This is a genomic window from Paenibacillus sp. CCS19 (assembly GCF_033239625.1).
In the GTDB taxonomy this organism is placed as follows: domain Bacteria; phylum Bacillota; class Bacilli; order Paenibacillales; family Paenibacillaceae; genus Paenibacillus_T.
This window is the reverse complement of record NZ_BTCK01000026.1, coordinates 16,590-40,365: the sequence shown is the minus strand read 5'-3', so window position 1 is coordinate 40,365 and position 23,776 is coordinate 16,590. Positions and strand designations below refer to the sequence as shown.

Annotated in this window: 19 protein-coding genes and 2 tRNA genes; 4 read left to right on the top strand and 17 right to left on the bottom strand. The window is 39.1% G+C overall.

Annotation, left to right across the window (positions count from 1 at the left end):
* Nucleotides 1–188 precede the first annotated feature (188 nt).
* From SBI19_RS17755 to SBI19_RS17710, 10 genes are all read right to left on the bottom strand, one after another.
* Complete coding sequence (locus SBI19_RS17755) at nucleotides 189–1,955, bottom strand: DUF2326 domain-containing protein (RefSeq protein ID WP_317970577.1); 1,767 nt, start codon at nucleotides 1,953–1,955, stop codon at nucleotides 189–191.
* Between the two features lie 204 nt (nucleotides 1,956–2,159).
* Nucleotides 2,160–3,134, bottom strand: coding sequence for an SMEK domain-containing protein (locus SBI19_RS17750; protein WP_317970575.1), 975 nt, complete (start codon nucleotides 3,132–3,134; stop codon nucleotides 2,160–2,162).
* A gap of 130 nt (nucleotides 3,135–3,264) precedes the next feature.
* Entirely contained in the window at nucleotides 3,265–4,107 is an 843-nt protein-coding gene (locus SBI19_RS17745; protein ID WP_317970573.1) for an HNH endonuclease, read from the bottom strand.
* Between the two features lie 3 nt (nucleotides 4,108–4,110).
* Nucleotides 4,111–5,703: an AAA family ATPase gene (locus SBI19_RS17740; protein ID WP_317970571.1), complete on the bottom strand. Its 1,593-nt coding sequence runs from the start codon at nucleotides 5,701–5,703 to the stop codon at nucleotides 4,111–4,113.
* A gap of 205 nt (nucleotides 5,704–5,908) precedes the next feature.
* Nucleotides 5,909–6,034 (bottom strand): hypothetical protein, encoded by a 126-nt coding sequence (locus SBI19_RS17735; RefSeq protein ID WP_317970569.1) that lies wholly within the window; start codon nucleotides 6,032–6,034, stop codon nucleotides 5,909–5,911.
* Nucleotides 6,035–6,563: 529 nt separating this feature from the next.
* A complete protein-coding gene (locus tag SBI19_RS17730) occupies nucleotides 6,564–7,853 on the bottom strand; it encodes an McrC family protein (RefSeq protein WP_317970567.1) in 1,290 nt (429 codons plus the stop codon).
* Between the two features lie 15 nt (nucleotides 7,854–7,868).
* Nucleotides 7,869–10,439 carry an McrB family protein gene (locus SBI19_RS17725; RefSeq protein WP_317970565.1) on the bottom strand — a complete coding sequence of 857 codons (2,571 nt, stop codon included), beginning with the start codon at nucleotides 10,437–10,439 and terminating at the stop codon, nucleotides 7,869–7,871.
* 100 nt (nucleotides 10,440–10,539) lie between these two features.
* Complete coding sequence (locus SBI19_RS17720) at nucleotides 10,540–12,411, bottom strand: DNA/RNA helicase domain-containing protein (RefSeq protein ID WP_317970563.1); 1,872 nt, start codon at nucleotides 12,409–12,411, stop codon at nucleotides 10,540–10,542.
* Between the two features lie 15 nt (nucleotides 12,412–12,426).
* Complete coding sequence (locus SBI19_RS17715; RefSeq protein ID WP_317970561.1) at nucleotides 12,427–12,813, bottom strand: (deoxy)nucleoside triphosphate pyrophosphohydrolase; 387 nt, start codon at nucleotides 12,811–12,813, stop codon at nucleotides 12,427–12,429.
* Between the two features lie 31 nt (nucleotides 12,814–12,844).
* Nucleotides 12,845–14,299 carry an NUDIX domain-containing protein gene (locus SBI19_RS17710; protein WP_317970559.1) on the bottom strand — a complete coding sequence of 485 codons (1,455 nt, stop codon included), beginning with the start codon at nucleotides 14,297–14,299 and terminating at the stop codon, nucleotides 12,845–12,847.
* Between the two features lie 315 nt (nucleotides 14,300–14,614).
* Here SBI19_RS17710 and radC point away from each other — a divergent pair, with 315 nt between their 5' ends.
* Both radC and SBI19_RS17700 read left to right on the top strand, forming a co-directional pair.
* Nucleotides 14,615–15,226, top strand: coding sequence for a RadC family protein (gene radC / locus SBI19_RS17705; protein WP_317970557.1), 612 nt, complete (start codon nucleotides 14,615–14,617; stop codon nucleotides 15,224–15,226).
* 680 nt (nucleotides 15,227–15,906) lie between these two features.
* A complete protein-coding gene (locus SBI19_RS17700) occupies nucleotides 15,907–16,323 on the top strand; it encodes a lecithin retinol acyltransferase family protein (protein ID WP_317970555.1) in 417 nt (138 codons plus the stop codon).
* 89 nt (nucleotides 16,324–16,412) lie between these two features.
* On the opposite strand, the gene SBI19_RS17695 is transcribed toward SBI19_RS17700, so the two are convergent.
* Both SBI19_RS17695 and SBI19_RS17690 read right to left on the bottom strand, forming a co-directional pair.
* Complete coding sequence (locus tag SBI19_RS17695; RefSeq protein ID WP_317970553.1) at nucleotides 16,413–17,477, bottom strand: hypothetical protein; 1,065 nt, start codon at nucleotides 17,475–17,477, stop codon at nucleotides 16,413–16,415.
* A gap of 164 nt (nucleotides 17,478–17,641) precedes the next feature.
* Nucleotides 17,642–18,613, bottom strand: a complete 972-nt coding sequence (locus tag SBI19_RS17690) for a hypothetical protein (protein WP_317970551.1) — start codon at nucleotides 18,611–18,613, stop codon at nucleotides 17,642–17,644.
* A gap of 581 nt (nucleotides 18,614–19,194) precedes the next feature.
* Between SBI19_RS17690 and SBI19_RS17685 the strand changes: the two genes are divergently transcribed.
* Both SBI19_RS17685 and SBI19_RS17680 read left to right on the top strand, forming a co-directional pair.
* On the top strand, nucleotides 19,195–20,358 hold the full coding sequence (locus SBI19_RS17685; protein WP_317970549.1) for a tyrosine-type recombinase/integrase: 1,164 nt from the start codon (nucleotides 19,195–19,197) through the stop codon (nucleotides 20,356–20,358).
* Nucleotides 20,359–20,360: 2 nt separating this feature from the next.
* The gene (locus SBI19_RS17680; protein ID WP_317970547.1) at nucleotides 20,361–20,555 is read left to right on the top strand and encodes a hypothetical protein; all 195 of its coding nucleotides are present in this window, start codon (nucleotides 20,361–20,363) and stop codon (nucleotides 20,553–20,555) included.
* Nucleotides 20,556–20,726: 171 nt separating this feature from the next.
* On the opposite strand, the gene SBI19_RS17675 is transcribed toward SBI19_RS17680, so the two are convergent.
* From SBI19_RS17675 to SBI19_RS17655, 5 genes are all read right to left on the bottom strand, one after another.
* Nucleotides 20,727–20,815 (bottom strand) — tRNA-Leu (locus tag SBI19_RS17675).
* 18 nt (nucleotides 20,816–20,833) lie between these two features.
* Nucleotides 20,834–20,910: transfer RNA gene (locus SBI19_RS17670), tRNA-Ile, on the bottom strand.
* 122 nt (nucleotides 20,911–21,032) lie between these two features.
* Entirely contained in the window at nucleotides 21,033–21,197 is a 165-nt protein-coding gene (locus SBI19_RS17665; protein ID WP_191202288.1) for a hypothetical protein, read from the bottom strand.
* A gap of 96 nt (nucleotides 21,198–21,293) precedes the next feature.
* A complete protein-coding gene (locus tag SBI19_RS17660; protein WP_317970543.1) occupies nucleotides 21,294–22,895 on the bottom strand; it encodes an ABC transporter substrate-binding protein in 1,602 nt (533 codons plus the stop codon).
* A 5-nt stretch (nucleotides 22,896–22,900) separates the two neighbouring features.
* Complete coding sequence (locus tag SBI19_RS17655; protein ID WP_317970541.1) at nucleotides 22,901–23,776, bottom strand: ATP-binding cassette domain-containing protein; 876 nt, start codon at nucleotides 23,774–23,776, stop codon at nucleotides 22,901–22,903.

The window sequence follows — 23,776 nt, the reverse complement described above, 5'->3', positions numbered from 1 at the left end:
GATTAATGCTCGAGCCTTTCGATTTTACGAGCTACAATTCATTTACCGTGATCGGCAAGAGTTCCAGATTCGTTGACAAAACATTCGCGTGACCAATATGTGACCAGTGACCGTTTTCAATGTACTTCATGTGCCTGAAACGGTCACTTTTATTTTGTTCAGATTCGGTACTTTTATATCCGAACCCTCTAACTTCGTTGAAGTTCTTGATAATTCTTATTCAAAAACTTATTTTGCTTTGTGAATACAGCAACTTTATGCCCTTCAATATTGAGCTTTATTTGTTTCTGATTCTCCTCATGTTCAATTTTGTCGCGATTTAATGTCAGGATATACTGAAAATCGGGAGATAGATTTTCCTCTCTCGCTAATAAATTCAAACTTTGTACTAACGTATCTTGATCCACATCGAAAATATTATCATGGATCAAGAAACCAGGGTGCCGGTTTCTTGTATGTTGATTGAATAGCAAAGCCATATCGTATATGAAAACCTTGGTACGATCAACACTGTGACTCCCATCATCAAAAATACGCAAATCAATTTCAATAGTCTGCTTACTAGTATTATTTATTGTATCAATAGTAAAAGAACATTCTTTATTACCCATAATATAATAATGAATATCTAACAGTGTATCGATAAAGCTATCTATGATCTTTTTTCTATCTTCGAGAGATTTATCTAATTCGATAACCTCTTGTGTTTTTTGGAGATTTAACGCCTTCTTTTCTTTCTCAGCGGCTTCGTATTCCCTGAATAAACCTATTTTTTTTGAATAATCTATAGTTTTTTGATGATAAATCCTTAAACTCGACTTAAGGTTCTTTAGCACCCCTCTTTGGTCAATGATGCTCAACTTCCCTGAATATAAATCATCTAATCTGCGCAATTCAATTGATATTTCCTCATACTCTTCACGGAGTTCTGCAGCACGTTGATTAATTAAAGAACGTTGAAAACTTTCGATTTTCTCTTTGAAAAGTAATGTTTCTTCCAATGATCTAACAATAAAATCTCCTAATCCTTGTCTAAACTTATTATAAATAAACTCAACCTCTTCCGTTTCAATGGTTTCTGGTTTTGGAAGAGAATTAATTTTTTGAAGTTCATAAGAGATACTTTTTGCTCGAATTCTTAATTTATCTTGAGCATCCTCAATATGTATAAGCTCTTTTTCAAGTGAATTAAATGACTCATTGCTTTTAAAGCTTTCTATAGCATCACTCATGTTCTTTATGTCATCATTCAAAGCGTTAAGTTCAGCCTTTACATCACTTATTTTTTTTTGATTATTATTAGTTACTTCTCGTTTGCTATTTTTTGAGATATTTTTTACATCTTCAATTTTCTTTACTGTATCTCTAGTTTTCTTATAAACATCGAGGGGGACACTTAAAAAAAACAAATGTGGTACATAGTTAACTGGGATTTTTTTAGAAACATCAAAACTTTCAAGAATTGATTTAAATTCAGATCTCTCATCCCTAATTAGTGGAGAAAGCAACTCTCTAAATGAGGGTAATAAACTATCCTTCAAATCAACATACAGCAAATCCTTTAAAAAACGTTGAGTTTCCTCTATGCTCTCAAAGTGAATATCTTTTCCGTCTTTAAGAATAGTTGGTTGTTCATGGCTCAATCTATTTCGAGATATAGTGATTTGTTCTCTTCCAATTTCCAAATCAAGTTTTATGGTAACACTTTCATCGAGTACATTTTTTGGTATCAAAGCTATTCGACTATCACTATATTTTTTAAGCAAACAAAAGTTGATAAACTCTATACACATTGATTTACCAACACCATTTGTCTTCCTTCCTGCAGTCGTTGTTGAATCAGACTTTTCCCCTAGTATTATATTGACTCCATCACTAAATTCAATTGGATTAAATATTTCAGGCTCAGAATAGAGTTTTTTGAGCTTTATTCTTTTGACTATTCTTGTATCCATAAATATGGCTCCTCAAATTTTAAAATATTCAGCGAGTATAAGAACAATAGACCAAAAATTAATTGCCTACTATGCACAATACCATTTTTCTTAAGTGCATCAGAGACCCTGTAAATGGAGATTTTATTAGAACCACTTTCTTTAATCACTTTCAGAATTAAATAGCCTATGTACACTGATGAGGTCTTAGTATTTTTAGTATCATCAACTAACAACCGGATCACCTACTACATTCGGAAATACGTTACATTGAATGGTCTCTGAAATCAAATAATATTTTATGGCCATTTTGTCATACACCTTTCCATGCTGACTAAGCTGTTCTTCAAAGTATGACGTCAGTTCTTCCAACGCAACTCGCGGATCACCATTATTGTCATCTAAAAAAGTATTACTAATATCTTGTAAGTAAAATTGAATAACCAAAGTCTTAACATCATCGAGTCCTAAAGTGATTGTGGCCTGATTTACAGCCTCACTATAAATAGAAACAAGTTTTATATAAAGATCTTTTAAAAATTCTGAGTACTCTTTAAAACGCTTGTTGATTTTATTATCTGGATCAATAACACTATCCTTCTTTTTAGTTTCCGCTACCTTTTTATTACTGCTCAAAAACTCAATTAAATCTGTTATTGTCTCTACTTCACTTGCCTGCCGCCGTTTAGAATCCGTAAGCTTTCGTGTTACTTCCGTTTCCAGAAAATTTGCAAGCACCTCGATTTTACTAACATCCATACTTTTTATATGCTCAATCAAATCTAGATAGTCTATAATATCGTCTGCTTTAGAAAATTGAAATAAACCTTGGGTATTAAAACTCGCTGTATAGCTCTTCTTTCTGGTAAGCATTATAAAAAGTAATCTATCATATTTTGTATGGAGAGTCTTCTCATTAAACTTTCTTATCGTTTCATTAATCTTTGTACTAGAGTTGTCTGACGTCACTTGAATTGCAATTCGGCTTCCATCATCCGCCAAATCTATTGCTGCGCTATTCTTTTCCCCGATATTTAAGTTAACAAGTTCATATCCAAAAATTAACTTGAGAAAATCCCTATAAAAATCTTCAGCTAAAATATTAATGTCAAAGAGACTAATACGATTCCTTATTTCTACTTCCGCCACTAATTGTGCCAATGCACTGGTAACAATTTTAAGATATATTTCTTTATTCAAAATCTTCTCCCCCTAGCTCAAACTACAGCACTTTACTACTTTCGACAAAAAGGATATTTTCACCTCTATTGCAAGTCCACCGCGAAAATATAAAGAAGAGCAGCGACCTCAAGTTGCCGCTACTCCTTCATTATTGTATTGCACCAAAATTCCAATACCATTCGTCGTTAGCTAAAGCTTCATACATGGCAGTTTTCCATGAGTTAATCTGATTTCGAGTACAGCTTCTTGCAGTATCCGTCAAGTGTTGTCTTATCACCTCTGGGCCACCAGATTGATGCAGCTCTCTCATCCAAAAGGCGATATCCGCCAATTCACTGGCGGCCTCAGAGGCGTATAAATCAGCAAGCTTGTACTGTGAGAAATGAAGTTTAACTCGTTCTGTAATAAGCTCCGAGGCACCAGGTGGGGGGCTAATGTAAAACCAGAATGCCACAGGATTGGAACGAACAACCTCAGCATGCAACCATTTTTGCGTTTCAATGTTATCGTAATAAGGATGAAGAGGTTCTTCTTCACTTTTAGTTGGTTGTGATGCCTTCTTTATGAAGTTACAATCCCCACATGCAGGTACCAGATTATTAGGGGAGACAGCAAGAGAAGGATGTTTACTTTTTGGTAGATAGTGATCGAGTGTACCAACCGGTCTTTGGCCGCAAAGAGGGCATTTGCCGTTGACCGGTGCATTTCTCAACCTGTTGTAGTAATCTCTCCCCGGTCCGCCTATCTTTGCCATACGCCCTACATAAACGGCTTCCATTTCTTCTACGGTTACATCATTATTAACTAAGGGCTTATCTTGTATTAGATGCAGTTGCGCTGAAGAAGCTTTAATATCAAAGTTATCAGAATCTGTAATGATTTCAGGTAAACAATTGCTCAGCCGCTGCTTTAATTCTGAATCTTTAACTCGACTTATCGATTGGCGGAATACCTCTTCTGCTGTAAAAGGCGGCTTAGGTAGTGTTCTCATTACTTATTCGCCCCCGCGATCTCTAGAAGCTATTAGTCCCCGTATAATAGCTCGAGCTTCCATACCAAGTTCATCATTAAAGTGATCTACAACTTCATCGTAATCATCAAGATCTTCAACAGCTTTATCTAGCATCTTATAAAACCCAGAATAAGTAACTTCAAGCTCAAAAATTTCGCGAGTTAAAGAACCCAAATTTTCTCCAAATGTTTCTATTTCAGATCGACTAGCGGAGACTTCAAGTCCACTTCTTCTGAGCTTCCATACACAACTTTTTGGTACTTCTTGAACAATAACAGGGGAGTGCGTCGCAATAATGCCTACCGCATTACGGCTAACTAGAAGATCAGAAAGAGCTCGAGTGAACGCCGAAAGTAATGGTGGGTGTAAATGTGCCTCTGGCTCATCTAATAATACGAGTGTTCGCTCCTCAACCGTTTCTACAAGTCGTGTAAGTGTCAGTAGTACAATCTTGTGTCCGGAGCTTAGACGATGGAAGAAGCTTTCAGCGCGTTGCATTAATCTTTTGTCTTCCGGTGATATCCAGCCTTTGTCATCGCTTTGGACAAGGTCCTTATAAAGAACCTCTGTATCTTCATCAGGTTGATCTTCTAAGATACTTGAGATATTTGCTTCCTGAAATATTGGATCTGCATTAAGCATTTCAACAGCACGCAGCCATCTTGTTATCTTTGAGCTGCTTTTACATGCATACAAGCTCTTTCCGAATTCCTTTTTTAATTTATCCGGGCTTTTCGGGGGTAATCCTTTCTTTACTTGCTTCAAGCCAATGTATGAGAACTGAATTCCCATAGATTTATCTTTCTGCTCATGGACTGGTTCCGTAATATCAAATGCACTAAAAGAAACAAATACTACGTTTGCAAAAATCTCTTCTACCTCAGGATTCTCTTGTTGTGTAGATACAAAATAACCAACACTTGCCCGATTAGCATTATTGTCAATAAGTGATTTTATCATGTTATTAAGAAGATGGGTCTTACCTACAGCGTTTCTACCAATAACCACATGTACATTTGATGGTGGGTTCGATTTTGGTTTTACATCAAAGGATAATTCCAAGCGCTCGTTAACTCCTTTGACTTTAGGCCCGCGATAAGTGAATTCGTATCGAGTTAATCTAGCATCGCCGTTAGCTAGCCTTCGATACTGTCCCTCAATAGAAACTTTACGCACGTCTCTAAGTAATGAAACACGGACAACTCGATTTAAACGTACTCTTTCATAAACATCAGGCTTCAGTGCAATATCATTTAAAGCTGCCAAAATACCGTGACGTGTATCCCCGGCTAGCTTATTTAGGTTTGAGTAATAATCAACATCTTGTCCGACTGAAAAAAATGAATTACTCAGACTTTGAAAAGACGAGGGGAGATCCGGCCGTTTTTCCTTCATTTTTTCTTGGCCGATCTTAACACTTCCGATATGATGCTTTACACCAGCTCGATCGATGTAATACAACGTATACATTGTCTTGTATTCCCACCAGTCGTTCCAGTTATCTTCGATTAAGTAAACAACATCAACTGGGGTTAAAGGAATTTCGAAGTCCGTGGAGTAGACTTTAAATATCATAAAGGCACCGACTTTCTATCTAGGCATGTAAAAACACATCACACAAAAGATGCTTCCTTGTCTACCTTGCGCTTCGCAAACGGATACTCGAAGTAGCGAATTCTAATTCTTATTTACAAATATTTCTTGATCATGTTATTATTAAATCAAATCCGAAAGCATCGGTCGATTAGAGTCGTGGGAAAGCATCCCCGGCTCTTTTTGTTTATTCCAGAGCAATAATATCCTCGAACAGTATCCATTCGCCGTCAATGCGAATCCGCTTGCCGAATTGGTCATCGCGCTCAACGATTCCCGCCTCGACACGATCACAGTATGGATTGTACACCATGATCGTGATCTCCTATTGTTGCTCTGTAAACGACCTGGCGACTGCTGCTGCGATGTTCTCAGCTGCTTCGAAGTCGACATTCGGCGTATATGCTTACGCGCCTCTTTACGCATCTCGATCAGTGCAGCCTTGTGCTTCGGAAGCATCACGGCTTGATTCCCAGAAGCCATTCCCCATCAGTTTCTTACTTGTTTTTGACGTGTCTATTCGGCTCGCCTCTGTAGATAAGTGTAGAACGAACACATGTTCCTTATCAAGGAATTAATAAGAAGTGCCCTTCAGTGCCTCCTGAGAAAACGACGGCTTAGTAACTCTCGGTGGTCTTGTTCCCCTGAAGCTAGTATAAATCAATACATGAACTACTCTAGAGAAAGGGAACTACACTATACAGTTCCCTTCTATGAACGGTCTTTTTGCTTCACAAGCCAATCCGTCACAATCATTACCTAATTTTGATAAGAATCCAAGATAACCTATATGTAGCTGGGTCACGCCGGCCTGGTTTTGACACATTCTTTGAGCATCGCTTCTATGACATGCTTGCAGAAATTCTCTCAATTGTGCTGACGATATTTTGTAAATCTATAAAAATAACTTCTATCATAACTTGGTCATTACTTATAAATGATAATTCCGCATGCATCTGATCAGATACATCCTCATGCAAAGGGTATAATAGATAAATTTTTCGAGCATTATACTTCTTTGAATAAGCATACATTTGATACATATCAGTTTGGGAAATCCCGTAGTTTGGATACAAACTATTAAGCAATTTCCATTTTGCATCCATAATGATTATGCTGTCTGTCATTTGTAAGACAATATCAGGCTGTAGTTTAAATTGCTTCGGCTGATCGAACAAGTGGTATTTTTGATCTTGAAGCGTAACTTTATCCTTAGCCCCAAAGTATTTTTTCATCACATTACCCATATAAGCTTCAAACACTTTTTCCATTGGAAACAAAAGAGCATAAGCTATACTCGAGCCCGCAAATGTTGTAAAACTCTTGTTCATTAAGAAAACCTTGCACCATGCAAGAAGTAATTCATAAGCCTGCATACTTCTATCCATTTTAATTTTCGAAAAATCCTGTGAATAATTTACAGAAACGTCCACCACTTCGAATGCGACAAGCAATTGCTCAATATCTCTAATATTCCGTGAATCCTTTGATAACTTCAAAAGTTTCATTAGTGTCGCTTTGACTAGTTTGTTTTCCGGCCTATTCACACTAAATACATCATAAGATACAAAGAAACACTCTTTATGGATAAAATTTTTCTTTATCTGTTCGTTAAAGATTAGTTTCCCCTTGTAAAACTTCTCATTCTCTTCGTGAGGAATATAATTTGAACTTAATCCCCTCTTTGTTAACGCTCGTATCTCGTCAATGAACATCTTTATGAAAATCTCAAATAAACTAGTTCTGGATACTCCAAGATTTGAGTTATTGAAAGTTTTAAAAGGGAAGTCTTTTAGAGAACTGAGCATTTTTAGAAATATCTTTCTGGTCACTCTTTCAGACTCTATCTTTTCTTTCGTATAGATCTTAGGGAGAATTTCAATTTGTGTACCATCATTCATTTGTATGAGTCCAACATAGTTCTTGGCACTAATAACCTTTCCAATGCCTTTCTTACTTGAGATAGACATAAATTCAAGAGCTTCTGTCCCTGAGTCAGTTTTATGCATAATAATAAAGTTCTCTAGATCATCAAATGTTTTTTCTGAAATTGAAACATAATTGGATGGGAGTCCTGCCAACTCCCCCCTTACGAATGAATCGTACTCTTTTATTACATAATAGTTTTTCAATATAATCACCAATAACTAAAAGTTATAAACTTGTTTATAAGCTTCGATGTTATATAATGCACTTTGGTTAAGCAGAAAAACCTCATTTTCATCAAAATCCATGTCTTGGATATTACCAAAGAGCTTTTGATCAACTTGGATATTTTTGATAAACCTTAATTCTTCCTTCTTATTTAAGTCTCCAAGAACCAACTGAATCTTCTTGTAATCTTCATAAAAATATTCTTGTAGTAGCGGGATAATTGAATTATTAAAAATACTTGCTAACCGATCGATCGATGGGTCCTTTTTTAGTTCAATAAAATAGGCGTGCCCTATCATATGCTCTCTGTCATAAAGGACTTCTATTCTTTTATTAATTGTTTCGAGAAGTTTGCTTACATTAATATCCTGAACTAGTACATTATCAAGCACTTCACACTGCGGCATCATTTCAATAAACTTAAATCTCCTGCGAAGCGCGGTATCCAATAATGCTATGGATCTGTCAGCTGTATTCATGGTTCCAAGTATATAAACATTATCAGGCACACCAAATTTTTTCTTCGAGTAAGGTAAGATTGCTGTTAGCTCTTCATCCTTGCCTAGACGTTTCGAAGACTCAATGAGAGTAATTAACTCACCAAATATCTTTGAAATATTACCTCTATTGATTTCATCTATAATGAAAACATAATTGTTCTGTTCGCGCTCTAAACTAATGTTTGTTTGAGACTGGTTATTACTACTTAGTTCCGAATCGATGGAACCAGTATCTTGATATTTTTCGATAATTTTCATGAGATCAGAAGGGTTAATTCTATTTAATTTATACAAAGTACGAGTAGTTAAAAATGTATTTCCATTAAGAGCGTAGATGTCTTCTCTAATGTTAGTTGCAAGCCACTTCACAGTTCTTTTTCTCTTGTATTCCTTTAGATCATTGTCATAGATGTAATCACCTGTAACGATCCCTATTGCATCGATCGTAGACTTGTTAAATAAAGAAAGAACAACATCTCCTATGCTCATAGTATCCTGAAAGTCAATAAGCATGTCGCGAACAGTAGAGGAATCACATTCAGTTTCGTATTCGATATGCTCAGGTAGATGATCCCAACCAATTCGAATACAACTATCTCTAAAACACGCTTTTTTTGTAGGATTATCTCCTGCTCCCTCTAATGAAATTTTCCAGATCATTGAGTTACCAGCTATTAATTCAGAGTCACCATTATTGGTAATAACTTTAAATTTCGATGCATTGTCACAGAAAGCTTTAAAAACACCAGGTTCCAAAGCATATTTAACCTCTCCTGTGTTTTCATCGTCAATTATTGGCTTAATACCTTCTATAAACTCCTCATATCCAAAGGATTGATGAAAAGTGGTAAAAGCGATCTGGCCCTTTTCCTTATACGCTTTATAACGCAAAAAGACATGGTCGTATCCTGCCCCTTTGACCTCTTCTTCAATTTGCTCAAAACTTTTATTCTCGATGATAGCCAAAGCGTATTTCACAGTATTGTATGTTTTCCCAGTTCCCGGAGGTCCATACAAGATAATATTTTTGTCTTTCACGACATTTCCTCCATCTAAAGAAGTTCCATTTATCTTCTCGTTTTGCTCTGAATTACCATCCTCAACAGCTCGTTTATAATATGGTTCCAGTTCAACTATTACGTCTGATATTCTCTTTAGAAACTGAATGCTATCCATTCTCAGAATCTCATCGTAAGTAATGGTTCTACCAATCTGTAGCTTTCGGTACTCTCTATTTTTCACTTTCTCTATAGTAGTTAGAATTTGCTCTCCAGATACGGATTGCATTTCAAGCCCTGCTTTAGTTGTTACAAAGTATTCAAAGTTTACTGATTCAGGATTTAGGATATCTAAAAACTTATTATGCCTCTTATATCCTTCAATATCACTTTTACTGTCTTTAATCTCTAATGAAACTCTGTAATTAAGGTTATCATTTTTCTTCTCAGCAAAAATTGAAATACTCGTTGGAAGCATTTCTTTATGAGGAAACTTAAGTTCTATCCAAAAATATGTGCGGATTCCGTTTCCACTACCATCCAACCACTTACTGGCAGATGGTTCATCAAAAACGTAACCATCTGAGATGAAGAACTGACCTATTTTCGAGAAATTCTTTCCAATACTTTTAGCTAAGTCTTTAAGCTCAATCATCTTTTTTTTCGCAACATCATTATCTGCTTTTTCTGGGTCCTTGTAATACTCTCCACCATGGTCTCTTAGAAAGTCCAGAATCTCTAACATCTTGATATCTGGTTTCATGTCCATTCCCGTATCACTTAGATTCATAAGCTTTCCAAACCATACGTCTCGTGTTTCCGAAAAGGGCACGCCTACTCGGTCAGAAATAAACTCTTTTAGTGTGTAGCGTCCATTAATCCCGCCTGTTTTCCAATTCTTTATTGCACTCCCATCTGAATCGAACACACCTGGTTCACAAAGCTGCACTGCTTCCCCTTGACGTCTAAGCTTTATTATTATGATACCGAGCGGACCAGTTACTTCAAATACTTTCTTATTTTCAATACTTTCATCTGGAAGAAATCGAACAGTCGGCTCTTGCAATTGTACCTACTCCTTATATATGTTTCATTCTCAACAACTTAAATCCAGGCTGTTCAGCAAACTCCCAATAATGCATGACCAGAATATGAAACTAGCATACTTATACCTCCTCAGCACCTATCTTAAGAAACACTTCATATGTCTCTCGTAGGTCCACTGGTATAAATAGGACCATGCCCTTCCTAGCCCTTGATAAGAGTACTCGATATATGTTCTTAACAATTGTCGGGAAATCCTCGTACTTATTATTATACTTCCGAGATACTCTGTCCTCTATTACCCATCTGCCATTATTAACATAATAATCTCCGCCAAAGCATACTAACGGAAAGTCTAGCTCCAAGCCTTGGCAAACGAATTCAGTGGCGCCTTGCTTCCATGTTTTACTGTCATGAAGAAACCATCTGCCGGCATCAGTGTCTTTCATGTAACTTTTATAAGTGGGCGTCTTGGTGACAGATTGAACTAGATTATCTTCGACTTTGGAAGAGACTAACATCCCATACATCATGTCAGGGTAATCCACTAATTTTTGTTCGATGAAATATTTACTTGCTTCGAAGTTGCGTGACACTCTCAGAATATAGCCCTTTTTTTTCATTTTTAATAACTCGTTTTTTGCAGAATCGAGATCGAGATCTAATAAAGACTCGAGCAACTTACTGGTATCAATAAAGTTGCTTCTAATACTTGTGTCTAAAAACAAGTCATCGGACTCATGGACACGAAGTCCATTAAATGTTTCTGAATATTTAGGTGGTACAAGGAGCTGCCAAGTTGGATATTGGGTTAGTGCCTGCTTCCAAAGCGACATTCCCTTCTCTTCGCCTGTATGAATAGCTTGACCATCACCAATAAAGCAAATAATCGTTACATGCCCATGTTTTGCATATATTTTTTCTCCAACTTGGAGTAATCCCTCTGGCTCACTTAGTGGGCCTTTCATTTTCGCTGCATCCCAAGCCCGCTGTGCTTCGTCAAAGAAAATGCAATGAAACGGGGGAACCTTATTAGAATCTAAGTACTCTCTTTTGTATGCATACACACCTCGAATATAGGACCTACCATCGGCTGCATTAAACTCAACATCTTCAAGTTGGGTCTGCAGAACATTCACAAGCGGACCATTACCTGATAGATAAATGGATGCAACCGGATTTTTATTATGCTTAAATTGATATGCGTTATAGTCATACAACGTTTTTAACGCAACAAGGGTTTTTCCCGCTCCAGGTACACCTGAAACAAAGATAATCTGTTTTCTCTTTTCTATCGTCTCATTCGAATGGATTCTTTTCTTTATAAAGCTAACTGTCTTGCTAATGGCGCCTTCTTCAATGTTCTTAATACAGGGCAGAGCCCCGTATTTAAATAAGTCTAATGTAGCCTTTGTAATGGAAGGTAGCGGTTGATAAGACGATTGGATCCATTCTGTTACGTCTTCATTATTTTGAAAAGATTCACCGTTCAAATGTAAATCCTCTATAAATCTACTTTTAACAAGTATGCTTATACCTAGGAGTTGTTCAGGTTTAAACACTGCTTGAGTAAGTACTAAATGCCCTTCTACTTTGACATTCTTCTTATATGTTACATGGTGAAACTTCAATAAATCCTCTCTATAACCAATAGTTTGCTCTACGTCTTCGATTAAAACTTTGTCTTTACTCTTAAATTCCAGAACTATCACACGTTCCTTTAACATAAGAAGAACATCTGGTCTTCTCCCCTTTTCAAGGGGGAGTATATATTCAAAAACTACATATAAGTCTTTATATTTATTCAAATGAAGATGGAAGGCATCGTGCAAAAAAATGTATGTATCTCGCCATGAGTTTTCATGTGATGTATTCACAGTCAACTGAAAGCTACTTAAAAAATCAGTTAAACAAGATACTAATTCTTCTTTATCAAGATTTAATAACTCTTGAATTGTACCTTTCCAACCACAATTCTCATTCAGAGCCCCCACCTCTTAAAAGAGACTTTATTTGCTTAGGATATCAATTGTGGGGATGTCCGCTGGAGCCCACTTAAGATTTCTAATGTCGTTAGGTGCTATCCATTCAAGTTTCTCATGTTCAGCTGCTATTGGAACACCTGCTACAATTTTAGCTTTATACGTTATTAACCTGACCTTTACATTTGGATACTCGTGCACAATGTCAGCGATGAGCTCACCGACTTCTATATCACACAATAATTCTTCTTTTATCTCCCTTACTAATGCTGATTGATGATCTTCACCTTGCCCAATTTTTCCACCAGGGAATTCCCAGTAACCAGGTAAGGACATCTCCATTGACCGAAGTGCGCCAAGAATTTCATTGCAATCATTAAATATTACTGCTCCTACAACATCAACTTGCTTCATAATATAGTCCTTTCTATAAAAACAGATTCTCTTATCTATTGATGTTTCTCAACCGTTCTATCACAGGAACAACAGCCGGAAGCAACTCTAAATTATCAATATCGTCAGGCTTCACCCACTGAAGCGATTCATGTTCAACCATAACAGGATTACCTTCTACACGCCTTATCATGTATGTCATTAATCTAATTATTTGTTTGCCATTGTTATAGACACTATCACAGAAGAATTTCTGTACTCTGACCGTAATATCGAGCTTTTCTTTTAACTCACGTCTCAAACATCTCTCAGGGGCTTCATTATTCTTTATCTGCCCGCCAGGTAATTCCCATTTCCCTAGGTCTCCATCATTGCTCTTACATTGTGTAATTAACACCTCACCATTTTCGATTAGAATTCCTGCAGTAACCGTAATCACATCAGCTGCATGATGAACCTCACGATGACAATTAGGACAAAGCGCTTTTGCATTTTCAACGGTATCCTCTCCGCCTTCAGCAAGCGGAATAATATGATGAACTTCAAGGTAAGGTGACAAATCACTTGCCCGAATAAAAGGTGCCGGTTTCCGGCACTTCTCACATACTCCTTTTGCACGTAACAATACTTCTACGATCACATCCGAATTCCTAATAAATTGGTTCGATGTCACTGTCAACTTTGCTGGAATTTTATCTGCTTCATGCAATCTCTTTTTCCGTTCAGCATTTGTATACTTTTTTGAAACACGTACTTGCTTCTCAATTTCTAAGTCATACTCTCTTACAGTCAGTATTTTACTTGTTTGTAGTGAGTTTACTTTTTTTAAGATGAACCAACGTGAACTATCTGAAGGATCAAAATTATCGCTTTCATACTTAAATATACCTTTGAGTGTTAGACGGGTATCTTGTTTTTCAAATACATAAATCGGTGTATTTGTTTTTACTGAATTAATAATAGCAGCATTATATTTATAAGACGGATTAAAGTTCCCTTTAAGACTATACATGTAGTACTTCAGAAGCTCGTTAGTTTCTATCCATTTATTTGGATACTTTCCCTCTTCAAATGTAGCCTTTACAAATATAGCTTGGTAATTAGGTTCGTCACCAATTAAATAGATACCTGATTGCGTATCGTATGTTTGAGAGAATATCGAAATATCCCAGGAGGAGTACTCTTTACCTAGAACAAAATCGTCGATGACTGTAACATCGTCTATATATTGAGCAAATTTCTGTACAAACTCAGGGTATAAATCTTCATATGTTTTTAGGCCAAGCTCCTTAAACCGGTCATATAATGCCCTCTTTTGATCTCCTGGTGGAGGGACAACCTCGAATCGTTGAAGATATCGTTTCAAATCTCCAACTTTCTTTATTCTATGTACAATCGTTTTTGAACGAGTTACTTTATTTTTAAATTCATCCTCTAGGTTTGGATGCAACAATGCTGGATCTTCAACTTCGTCTACTACGAAATTAATTGCATCATCGATGATCATGATTACACCTCGGCTTATCATTAGGTCCATTGCCCTATATTACTTCTCTAATCAGGGGTGGATTTCCTCTAATATGTAGAATAGCGTCGACAGAATATGAATTATTAGACAAATTTTAATATCCACGTATCTAAACTATAGATAGCGGTCTAATCGTTCTATTTCAATCGTAATATTATTAAAGATGAATATATATTATATCCTCGATACCTATGCATGATAGGTAGTCCTCGTGAGAGGATCTACATGCATTGAAAGGCCTTACACAAAAGTGTAAGGCCTTCTTTATTCCAATATAGCAATGGAGGAAAACCAATGAACACTTTTCCATCTGCAGAAATCAAACACCTTATTTCAGAATCCTTGAGAGAAAAACAGGACAGCTACATAATTCAAGAGTTGTTTCAACAGTTCCCGACAACAACAGAACTATTGGAAGCAAACGAGCAGCAATTAACCATGATTAGGGGAATCGGATTAGGTAAGGCTCGTCAAATTCTGGCTCTACTTCAACTGACTAAGACCTTGACCATTCCCTCGTTTGACCTTGTTGCAATTCATCGACCAAAAGACGTATTCGATCTGCTCGCTCCCGACTTAAGATATTCTCCCAAAGAGCATTTCATTTGTCTATTTTTGAATACAAAGAATCGTGTGATCTATAAAGAAACCATCTCGATCGGCTCACTGAACGCTGCTATAGTACATCCGCGGGAAGTTTTCCGATCTGCTATTAAACGTTGCAGTGCTTCCCTCATATGCGCGCATAATCACCCGAGCGGTGACTCGACGCCTTCCACAGAAGACATTAATTTAACTAAACGACTTGTACAGGCTGGAGAAATCATTGGCATTGAAGTACTCGATCATATAATTATTGGCGGCAATCAATTTTATAGTTTGAAGGAACACGGTCATCTTCATTAAAGTCTATAGCCATGCTTTAACTACAACGGTGGAATCTGCCCGTTCCTTGTCCTCCACGTTCTGAAAATTTCATATGGAGCCACGTTAAAAAATCGATATGCGCATCAACTGTTTGATTGGATCACTTAAAGGTTTCCTAAATAATTCTTGAAATAAATGGAACGCAGAAGTATGATTAGAATGCTAGTAGTTAGAATACGCAGATTGATGCAATGTATAAGTTTCCTTGGCAACATGAGTTGTTACTCAGATCTGCAACAGCCCCAAGTGACTGACCACTTGGATTCGACTGTATAAATAATTATTGTTTGCATGACGTTTACCCAATGAAGATGGAAAGAAGCCTATAGGGATGCTCCTTATTTCCTGTAGATTCATTCTTGTTTCTTCTAGTGGTAACCGTCTTTTTATTTGTCAAAAAAGGGGGATCGAATATTAAGCCATAAATTTCGAAGTCAATATTCACCATGTAAACACTACTATCTCGTCCATTTCATATTAAAGCATATTCTACCAAAAGGATGAACTAAAGGATAATCATATAGAATATTCTCTAGTTTCATTCAAATGCAAGGATATGAAGTTGGGTTTGTAATGAAGAATATCATTGAGGAATTCTTTCGAAATTATAAATGGTTTATTGATGGCATTCATACCACCAATGATGGAGGAATATTTCAATGAAACACCCATTATCATTCTTAAGTGAAGCAATCAAAAAAACAGCCATAACAGCGTTTAATGCGATTGAAAGTGTGCAAACAGCCCCAATAAGAGCGGGCCATGCGTTTTTGGGATCTGACCCTGTTTTGGAAAAAGGAGATCATATCATGGTCTACTGTGGGTATATGCACCATGGACTTTACATTGGTAATAACATGGTCATTCATTATACCAAGCCCAGTGGAAAAGGGAGAATTCAAATTGATTCATTAGAAACATTCAAAAATGGCAAGTCTATCGAAAAGCGCCAATCTAATTTGAGACGTAGCCGTGATGCAGCAGTAAGCAGAGCTTACAGTAGATTGGGTGAAGCTGAATACAATTTAATATTCAAAAATTGCGAACACTTTGTAAATTGGTGTAGAAATGGATGAAATATTGCGGTAGCATTTGACAGCACTTATTAATACCGTCTTATCATGCATTAAATTAGGAAGGAGGCCTAGAACCTCCTTCTATTTGTTCATCTAGGATATTGTGCTTCAAAGTATTCGCACATCATACCGTCCAAATTCGAAAGTCTACTAATTCCCCATCCTGAAGGTAGACATACCGGATTGATACCAAGATCCCTTAATTTATTAAGTCTACTGCTAAATCGGTCCATAATCTGCTTTAGGTTTTGTTTCCCGCTCGAAAACTCCGGCTGTTCTGCAAACCGTAATTTTGCCAACCATACGCTGCCGCATTCATTGATTAAATCAAGGAGCTGATTTAGACTCATTCTTTTTTTCTCACTCTTTACCTTATCATTGATAATCTCTTTTGCCTTATTAAGTGTATAATAGTCCCCTTTCCCCACAATCAATTCATAAAAGTACCACAATCGCTTTCTACACTGTTCTACAGAAAGCACATCACGAACTTTCTCATTACAATCCTTGCATTGAACTTCATACCTCAAAATCCCTCGAGTTACGCTGTAATCCTTATATGATTTCTTCGCCTTCTTTTCCTTCTCTTGAAGTGTCCTGTACCTATCATACCAATGCGCTGTTACGGTTGTAGAATTAAGATACAGATTTGTATCCGACTCGAAATATCTTCTTGTAACATCATCGTGTAACATATAAGGCGGGATATTACCACTCTTGTACAGAAACAGCAATTTTGGAATTAATGCTTCCCCTACATTTAAATCAACGGTGTATTCGACTCGTTTTGCTATCCACTCAAAGAAGCTTGGTACGTTAAGTCCAATGCTATCTCGTAAAATGTAGTCGAACTTCATGCTAACCTCACCAAATTCGCTGATGCGAGTCAATCCATAATAATTTGAACCATCGATTTCATTAAGCAGCTCCGGGCGCATTCGCACTTCTATCGCATGATAATTCCATAACCGACGTAAACGTATTTCTTGAATACCATATTCAGATAGTCCATTCGTTACATATACGGACTTATCATACTTGTCTCTCCTTAGCCCGTGCCGAGTACCTTTAAAATAGGACCACAATTTCTCAAACGTATCATGGTACTCCGCACCTGTCATCTCATAAACTACATACATCTTATCAACTGTCATACGAGCACCATCACCTCACTCGCTACCCCACCACAGAGATCTGAACAAAAAGATTAACTGCCGGAGGGGGTATATTATTTAAGTGTCAAAGTGATGTACTCTGGACAATAAAAAAGTACATGAGCAGCCAATACGCTCATGTACTTCATTGTTTATTATTATCATCAATTCTCTTTATGTGACAGGAATTCATGGAGCCTTAGTTTATTTATCATAAATACCCTCTGTTTTAATGGAGGGGTTTTACGGTCTGCACGTTTAATTTTAGTTTTTGGTCTAATTTCGTTGCTTTCGAAAACACCTGCTTCAATCAGGTAGTCATCTAACTCTTTTTCATTCAGTTTCAACTTTATCTCATTATGATTGAAAAAAGCACGAATCCAACTCCATGTTTTGGAGTAGACAAGATAGTAGTACTCATTATCTTCCCATCCCCATTCACTATTTTCAACGGAAGGATCTTCTGGAAAAGCAAGCATTGTAATCTCAGATATATACTTACTCTGAGCTGTTAAGAAATTGATGGCATCAATATCTTCTTTTCGATTCGTATCATTCTCAAGTTCATTATTGTATTTTCTTAATTGTAACATTCTTTGATCGTATTTAAATGCTGAAATATGCTCCAGTGCATCATCGTCTTCCAACCACGCATCATCATAAAATACCTTCTTTTGGTTTTCCTTTAGAATGCGTGTAGACAACTTTATTGCAATTCTTAAGTATCTATACAAATCAGACTTGTAAACCAGGTAGTCACGATCAAAAAATGATATATTGTTCAACCAATTACCTTTTTCAATTGCCTCGTCATTCAGATTAAGAAGGATGCGTTTATACTTATCTTCTTCTATCTGTGAATAGAGTTCTAACGCAATCCCTGCTTCATGTAATTTCTCATCGTCATCATAGTATAAAGTATGCGTAGGGAGAACAAAGAAATTACAGATCTTATTCTCTGTTTCTTTGTTTTCAGATTGAAGTACAAGATAACACTCTTCATCAAAGTACAGATTTTCCTTTTGTAGTACCCTGTTAATTTTTGTTCTTATTCTATTCATCTCATGATCAAATACTGATCCTTTCACTCTTTCCGAAAACTTCTCAATAAAATCCTCCGAGAGATATTTCTCCACGTTATGCCACCCTTTTTCTTTTCTACGATTACTTCATTTCGTATTCTTGCGAGATACAATATAACGAATAATAAATGATTCAGAATCAAACAAAAGTGTAATATTCAAATCTACTGTAACGGGATGGTGAGCTAAATAAGGCACAAATCAAATAATTATTATACTCAGTCTACCATAATACGAATCCTCACTTAAAGCTTTGGGAATGTGGGAACGTGGGAATGTGGGAAAAACACCATTACACATGCAATCAAAATCGTATTAAGGATAATATCAAGTATATATTATTGCTTTGAATACATTGAAAGGATGTGGTGTAGATGTTCGCAAATTACGACGATGTGATACCACTTTCTGACATGATGGAGATACTTGCAATTGGTCGGAATAAAGCATACGAATTGCTTCATTCTGGTCAAATAAATCAATCAAAATCGGCAAAGCATATCGGATTCCAAAAAGTTGTATCGAAGAATATGTACTATCAAATGTAAAGTAGATTTACCAACCATTCTAGTGGACAGGGGCAACTATGCTCCTGTCTTTTTCATATTCCAAAACCGTACTGGAGGTCGAGTCAAATGAAAGGCAGCTTGCAAAAACGCAATAAATTCTGGTACATCATTGTTGAAACAAAGGACGAGTCTGGGAAGCGGAAGCAGAAGTGGATTAATACCAAGTGCGAGAAGAAATCGGATGCCGAGAAGTTTCTGAGAGAAACATTGACGAAGATGGACAATAATAGCTTCGTTCTTCCGCAACGGAAGCTTACATTCACCGACTTTATACTCGACTGGCTTCATAACGTAATTAAAAGCAAAGTCGAAGAAACCACATGGGAAGGCTACGAGATGATCGTAATCAAACACATCGTCCCTTATTTCAAAAACCGAAACGATATACTGTTGCAAGAACTACAACCGATACATCTGCAAAAATATTATGAGACCAAACAACAAGTCGATCAGGCCACAGAGAAAAAAGGATTGTCCGCTAAAACATTGCGGAGACATCACGCTAATATTAAGAGTGCATTGGATTTCGCAGTACGAATGAACTTGATTCCGTTTAACCCAGCCGATCGAATCCTGCTCCCAAAGGAAGAGAAGTACTATGCCAGTTACTACTCTGTCGAACAGCTTGAACAGCTTTTTGCAGTTTGTCTAGGCACACCGATTGAGTCGGCAGTATATATCGCCGCGCATTATGGCTTGAGACGTTCCGAAGTGCTGGGCTTGAAATGGGATTGCATTGATTTCGAGGAAAAGACGATCTCGATTAAAGAAGTTCGCGTGAAATACGGCAAAGATGTTGTTGTGAAGAAGCCAAAAAGCGAAAGCAGCCAGCGTATTTTGCCTTTGATGGAAAACATCGAGGATTATTTAAAGCTGCTCCAGAAGCAGCAGAAGAAAAGCAAACTGTTGTACGGCAAAGATTATGTCGATAGCGGTCTTGTTTGCTCCTGGCCTGACGGTAGCCCAATTAAAACGGAATACTTGAATCACAAGTTCAAAGCCATACTCGCGAAGAACGGATTGCCGCATATTCGATTTCACGACCTCAGGCATTCAACCGCAAGCTACCTCGTCAAACATGGTATTGGACTAAAAGAAGTTCAAGTATGGTTGGGGCATTCCACATTCAACATTACGGCAAACACCTACGCTCACATAGACATCGAAACGAAGAAGGATACGGCACAAAAAATTAATGATCTATTTTCAAAAAGAGCAAAGGAAGTGTAACAATGAAGTATGCTGTGTGGCGGGCATTAAACAATGAAGGAGTAACATCAATACTGCTAGAGATTGCAAGAACCCATGTAAAGCTTGCTTTGGAGTATAGCGGTAAAAACATATTACCAGATCGCAAAGAGGTCATTAAAGCCGAAATCCTGCGTCTGAGAGGGGAGCGTGATAGAATCCTCGAACGCATCATCTAATACTTCTATTGTTCTTGATAAAGCCAGTACGAACATGATGCCGAGCGTATCGAAAACCCCGAAAGAAGACAAAAAAAGAGCGCCGTTAGCAAAATGTTAGCAAGCCCGCTCCATAAACGAAAAAAAGCTCCAGCTCACATGAGCTGAAACCCTTGATTTCCTTGATAAAAGTGGTGCCGAGGACGGGGGTCGAACCCGTACGGTGGTCACCCACCGCAGGATTTTAAGTCCTGTGCGTCTGCCAATTCCGCCACCCCGGCACAATTCGATGAAAGATCTGGTGGGCCCTACAGGACTCGAACCTGTGACCAATCGGTTATGAGCCGACCGCTCTAACCAACTGAGCTAAAGGCCCTGATAACATCCACCATCGCTGCTGTAAAGCTACCAGCAACAAATATCTCGAACGGAGACAAAAATTAATATACTATATTTTGCCGATCTAAGTCAACTGTTTTTTGAAATATTTGCGATTTATCATGGTAAATATCGTACGCCGTATCTGCCTTTACGCGAACGGAACACTTCTACCTCAGACGGGCTGTCATAGCCATAGATCCACCAATCATTCTCCATTCGCCGCACTAAGCAGCCGGCTTGAAACTTAGTTTCGTACAGACGTCCCCAATAAATCCATTTCATCCGTATCGCCTCCACATTATGTGTAACCTAGAAGTTGTTCTTAATGTACCCAAAAAAATAACCCGCAATCGCATGGTCGCGATTGCGGGTTATTCCTTACCTTGCTACAGCAGCATCTGATGATGTTACTTCAGTCGACTCCGTCGCCTCAGATGATTCCGTCGACGTCGCTTCACCTGCAGCTTCCGCGAGCGGCTTCACATCGATCGCACCGCCGCCTCCATCGCCGCCGTTCGGGTTCGTCTTGAGCTTCTCAAGCACCGCGTTGCCCTTCGTCTCCCATTCCGCGAGCGCTTCCTTCGCCGTCTTGTTGCCTTTGACGACGTCGTTGAACGCATCGTTGCCGGCATTCGTCGCTTCCCAGATGCCTGGCTTCTCGCGGTACAGTTTATCCGTATCCGTCGTGGAAGGCGGAATAGGCTTCAGGGAATAGAACGCTGCAATATTGAACGGCGTCGCGCTTTCAGACGCCTTAATGAACGATTTGCGGGACGACAGCTCGTATTGGCTTCTCGACTTCAGCTTCGCAAGCTCAGGGCTGTTCGTGAACTTGATGAACTCCCAAGCGTCATCCGGATTCTGCGCTTTCGCATTGATGCCCATCAGCTGGCTGTAATAAATATTGCCGCCGATGCCTGCTGCCTGCTGATGCTGCGGCACCGTTACAACGTCCCAATCCACTGGTGTGAAGTCTTTGATCTTAGCCGCATTATCCTTCGCAAGCGTAAGTTCATTCACATAGCTGAAATCGGAGATTGTCATCGCTACTCGGCCGCTCAGGAACCAGTCGTTATCGACTGGATTGTAGATGCCGGCATCGCCGCCCTCTTTGCCTTCATTCATCTTCTGGACGTCTTCGGAATCAGGAATAATATCATCTTTATAAAGGCCTGCTACGACCGTAAGGGCATCTACCCAGCCTTGCGTATTCACAAGCATCTTCTCGCCCTTGTCATCCCATGTCTTGAGCTGCAGCGTACTTGCATAGTTCTGAACGTCATAGATGCCGTTGCTGCCCGGCCAGCGGTTGAACGACAAGCCGTACTTGCGGTCCTTGCCTTCGCCCTTGGAGACGCGGCGAGCCAAGTCTACGATGTCCGGCCAGAACATACCGTCTGTCGGAACCGAAACGCCTGCTTCTTGGAACAGCTTCTTATTATAGAACAGTGCGGAGGAACTGAACGTTGGCGTCAGCGCATACAGGTTGTTGTCGCCCACTTGCTTGATGCCGTCCAATACGGTTGGCACATAGTCTGAGAGATCGAATTTATCTTGTGCGATCAGCGGGTCCAGCTGCTGCATCAGATTGTCCTGGACCAACCGTTTCAGCTGCGTATAGTCGACAACGACGACGTCAACGGGGTTCTGACCCGTCAACATCTTCTTCAGCTCTTCATACGTGTCCGGCTGCTTCTGCGGATTGTTCGGATCGTACGTCTGGAAACGTTGATCGTCATTGTTGATTGCGCCAACGATCTCAATCTCGATATTCTGATGCGTGAACTCGAACGTATCCGTGTACTGCTGACGGAACCAAGGCTCATTGTCCTTGCCGCCGTACAGCGTGCCGATACGCAGCACCCGCTTCTCCGCCGAGTTGTCCTTCTCTCCCTTGCTGCATGCTGCCATTAACGGTACGAGCATCGTCAGTGCGACCGTCGTCGCAGCTGCTCGTTTCATCCAAAGTTTCTTCTCCATGTTTGCTACCCCTCCAATTTTCTAGGCGGCGTGATGACGATGCGTTCGCCGTCAAACTCGATCGATGCCTTATCCTTAATGTTCAGCGCGGTCAAATATTCCTTCGGAATTTGTAACCGGCCGACGCGGTCAACGACCACGTATTCCTCATGAACCTGCTTCAGTCCGGCGGCGCCGGCCGCGATTTCTTCATCCAGGTTCGGATTGCGCTTAATGAACTCTGTACTCGTCAAGCCGTCTCGGATTGCGACAACACGGTCCACCTTGCTCGCCAGCGACAAGTCATGGGTAACGATAACGATCGTAACTCCAAGCTCGCGATTCATCCGGCGAAAAATATCCATGATCATATCGCTCGTACGCGTATCGACCGATCCTGTCGGCTCATCCGCGAGCAGCATCTTCGGCCGGTTCGACAGCGCGATGGCGAGCGCTACGCGCTGCTGCTCGCCGCCGGATAACTGATGGAGCTTATTATGCATGCGCTCCTTCAGCCCAACCCACTCGAGCAGCTGCTTCGCATAGGCGCGATCTGCGCGGCCCGTAAGCATCATCGGCATCTCGACATTCTCGAGCGCCGATAAGTACGGCAGCAGGTTCCGCGCATTGTTCTGCCAGATGAACCCGACGGTATCGCGCTTATATTCGACGATTTGCTCTTCCGTAATCTTGAGCAAATCCCACTGCCCGACCTTGACGGAACCGGCCGATGGCCGGTCCAGTCCGCCGAGAATGTTCAACAGCGTTGATTTGCCGCTGCCGCTGTTGCCGATGATGGCCATCATCTCGCCATCTTCAACCCGCAGGTTCAAGCCTTGGAGGGCGACAACCTCGAGATCGTCTGATTTGTAGATTTTCACTAGCCCTTCGCACTCGATCAT

Excerpts from the sequence above, each read along its gene's own strand:
- SBI19_RS17695 (WP_317970553.1), bottom strand. The coding sequence starts at position 17,477 with ATGACAGTTGATAAGATGTATGTAGTTTATGAGATGACAGGTGCGGAG.
- SBI19_RS17660 (WP_317970543.1), bottom strand. The coding sequence starts at position 22,895 with ATGGAGAAGAAACTTTGGATGAAACGAGCAGCTGCGACGACGGTCGCA.
- SBI19_RS17735 (WP_317970569.1), bottom strand. The coding sequence starts at position 6,034 with ATGGTGTACAATCCATACTGTGATCGTGTCGAGGCGGGAATCGTTGAG.
- SBI19_RS17685 (WP_317970549.1), top strand. The coding sequence starts at position 19,195 with ATGAAAGGCAGCTTGCAAAAACGCAATAAATTCTGGTACATCATTGTT.
- SBI19_RS17710 (WP_317970559.1), bottom strand. The coding sequence starts at position 14,299 with ATGATCATCGATGATGCAATTAATTTCGTAGTAGACGAAGTTGAAGAT.
- SBI19_RS17680 (WP_317970547.1), top strand. The coding sequence starts at position 20,361 with ATGAAGTATGCTGTGTGGCGGGCATTAAACAATGAAGGAGTAACATCA.
- SBI19_RS17665 (WP_191202288.1), bottom strand. The coding sequence starts at position 21,197 with ATGAAATGGATTTATTGGGGACGTCTGTACGAAACTAAGTTTCAAGCC.
- SBI19_RS17755 (WP_317970577.1), bottom strand. The coding sequence starts at position 1,955 with ATGGATACAAGAATAGTCAAAAGAATAAAGCTCAAAAAACTCTATTCT.
- radC (WP_317970557.1), top strand. The coding sequence starts at position 14,615 with ATGAACACTTTTCCATCTGCAGAAATCAAACACCTTATTTCAGAATCC.
- SBI19_RS17745 (WP_317970573.1), bottom strand. The coding sequence starts at position 4,107 with ATGAGAACACTACCTAAGCCGCCTTTTACAGCAGAAGAGGTATTCCGC.
- SBI19_RS17715 (WP_317970561.1), bottom strand. The coding sequence starts at position 12,813 with ATGAAGCAAGTTGATGTTGTAGGAGCAGTAATATTTAATGATTGCAAT.
- SBI19_RS17740 (WP_317970571.1), bottom strand. The coding sequence starts at position 5,703 with ATGATATTTAAAGTCTACTCCACGGACTTCGAAATTCCTTTAACCCCA.
- SBI19_RS17655 (WP_317970541.1), bottom strand. The coding sequence starts at position 23,776 with ATGATCGAGTGCGAAGGGCTAGTGAAAATCTACAAATCAGACGATCTC.
- SBI19_RS17700 (WP_317970555.1), top strand. The coding sequence starts at position 15,907 with ATGAAACACCCATTATCATTCTTAAGTGAAGCAATCAAAAAAACAGCC.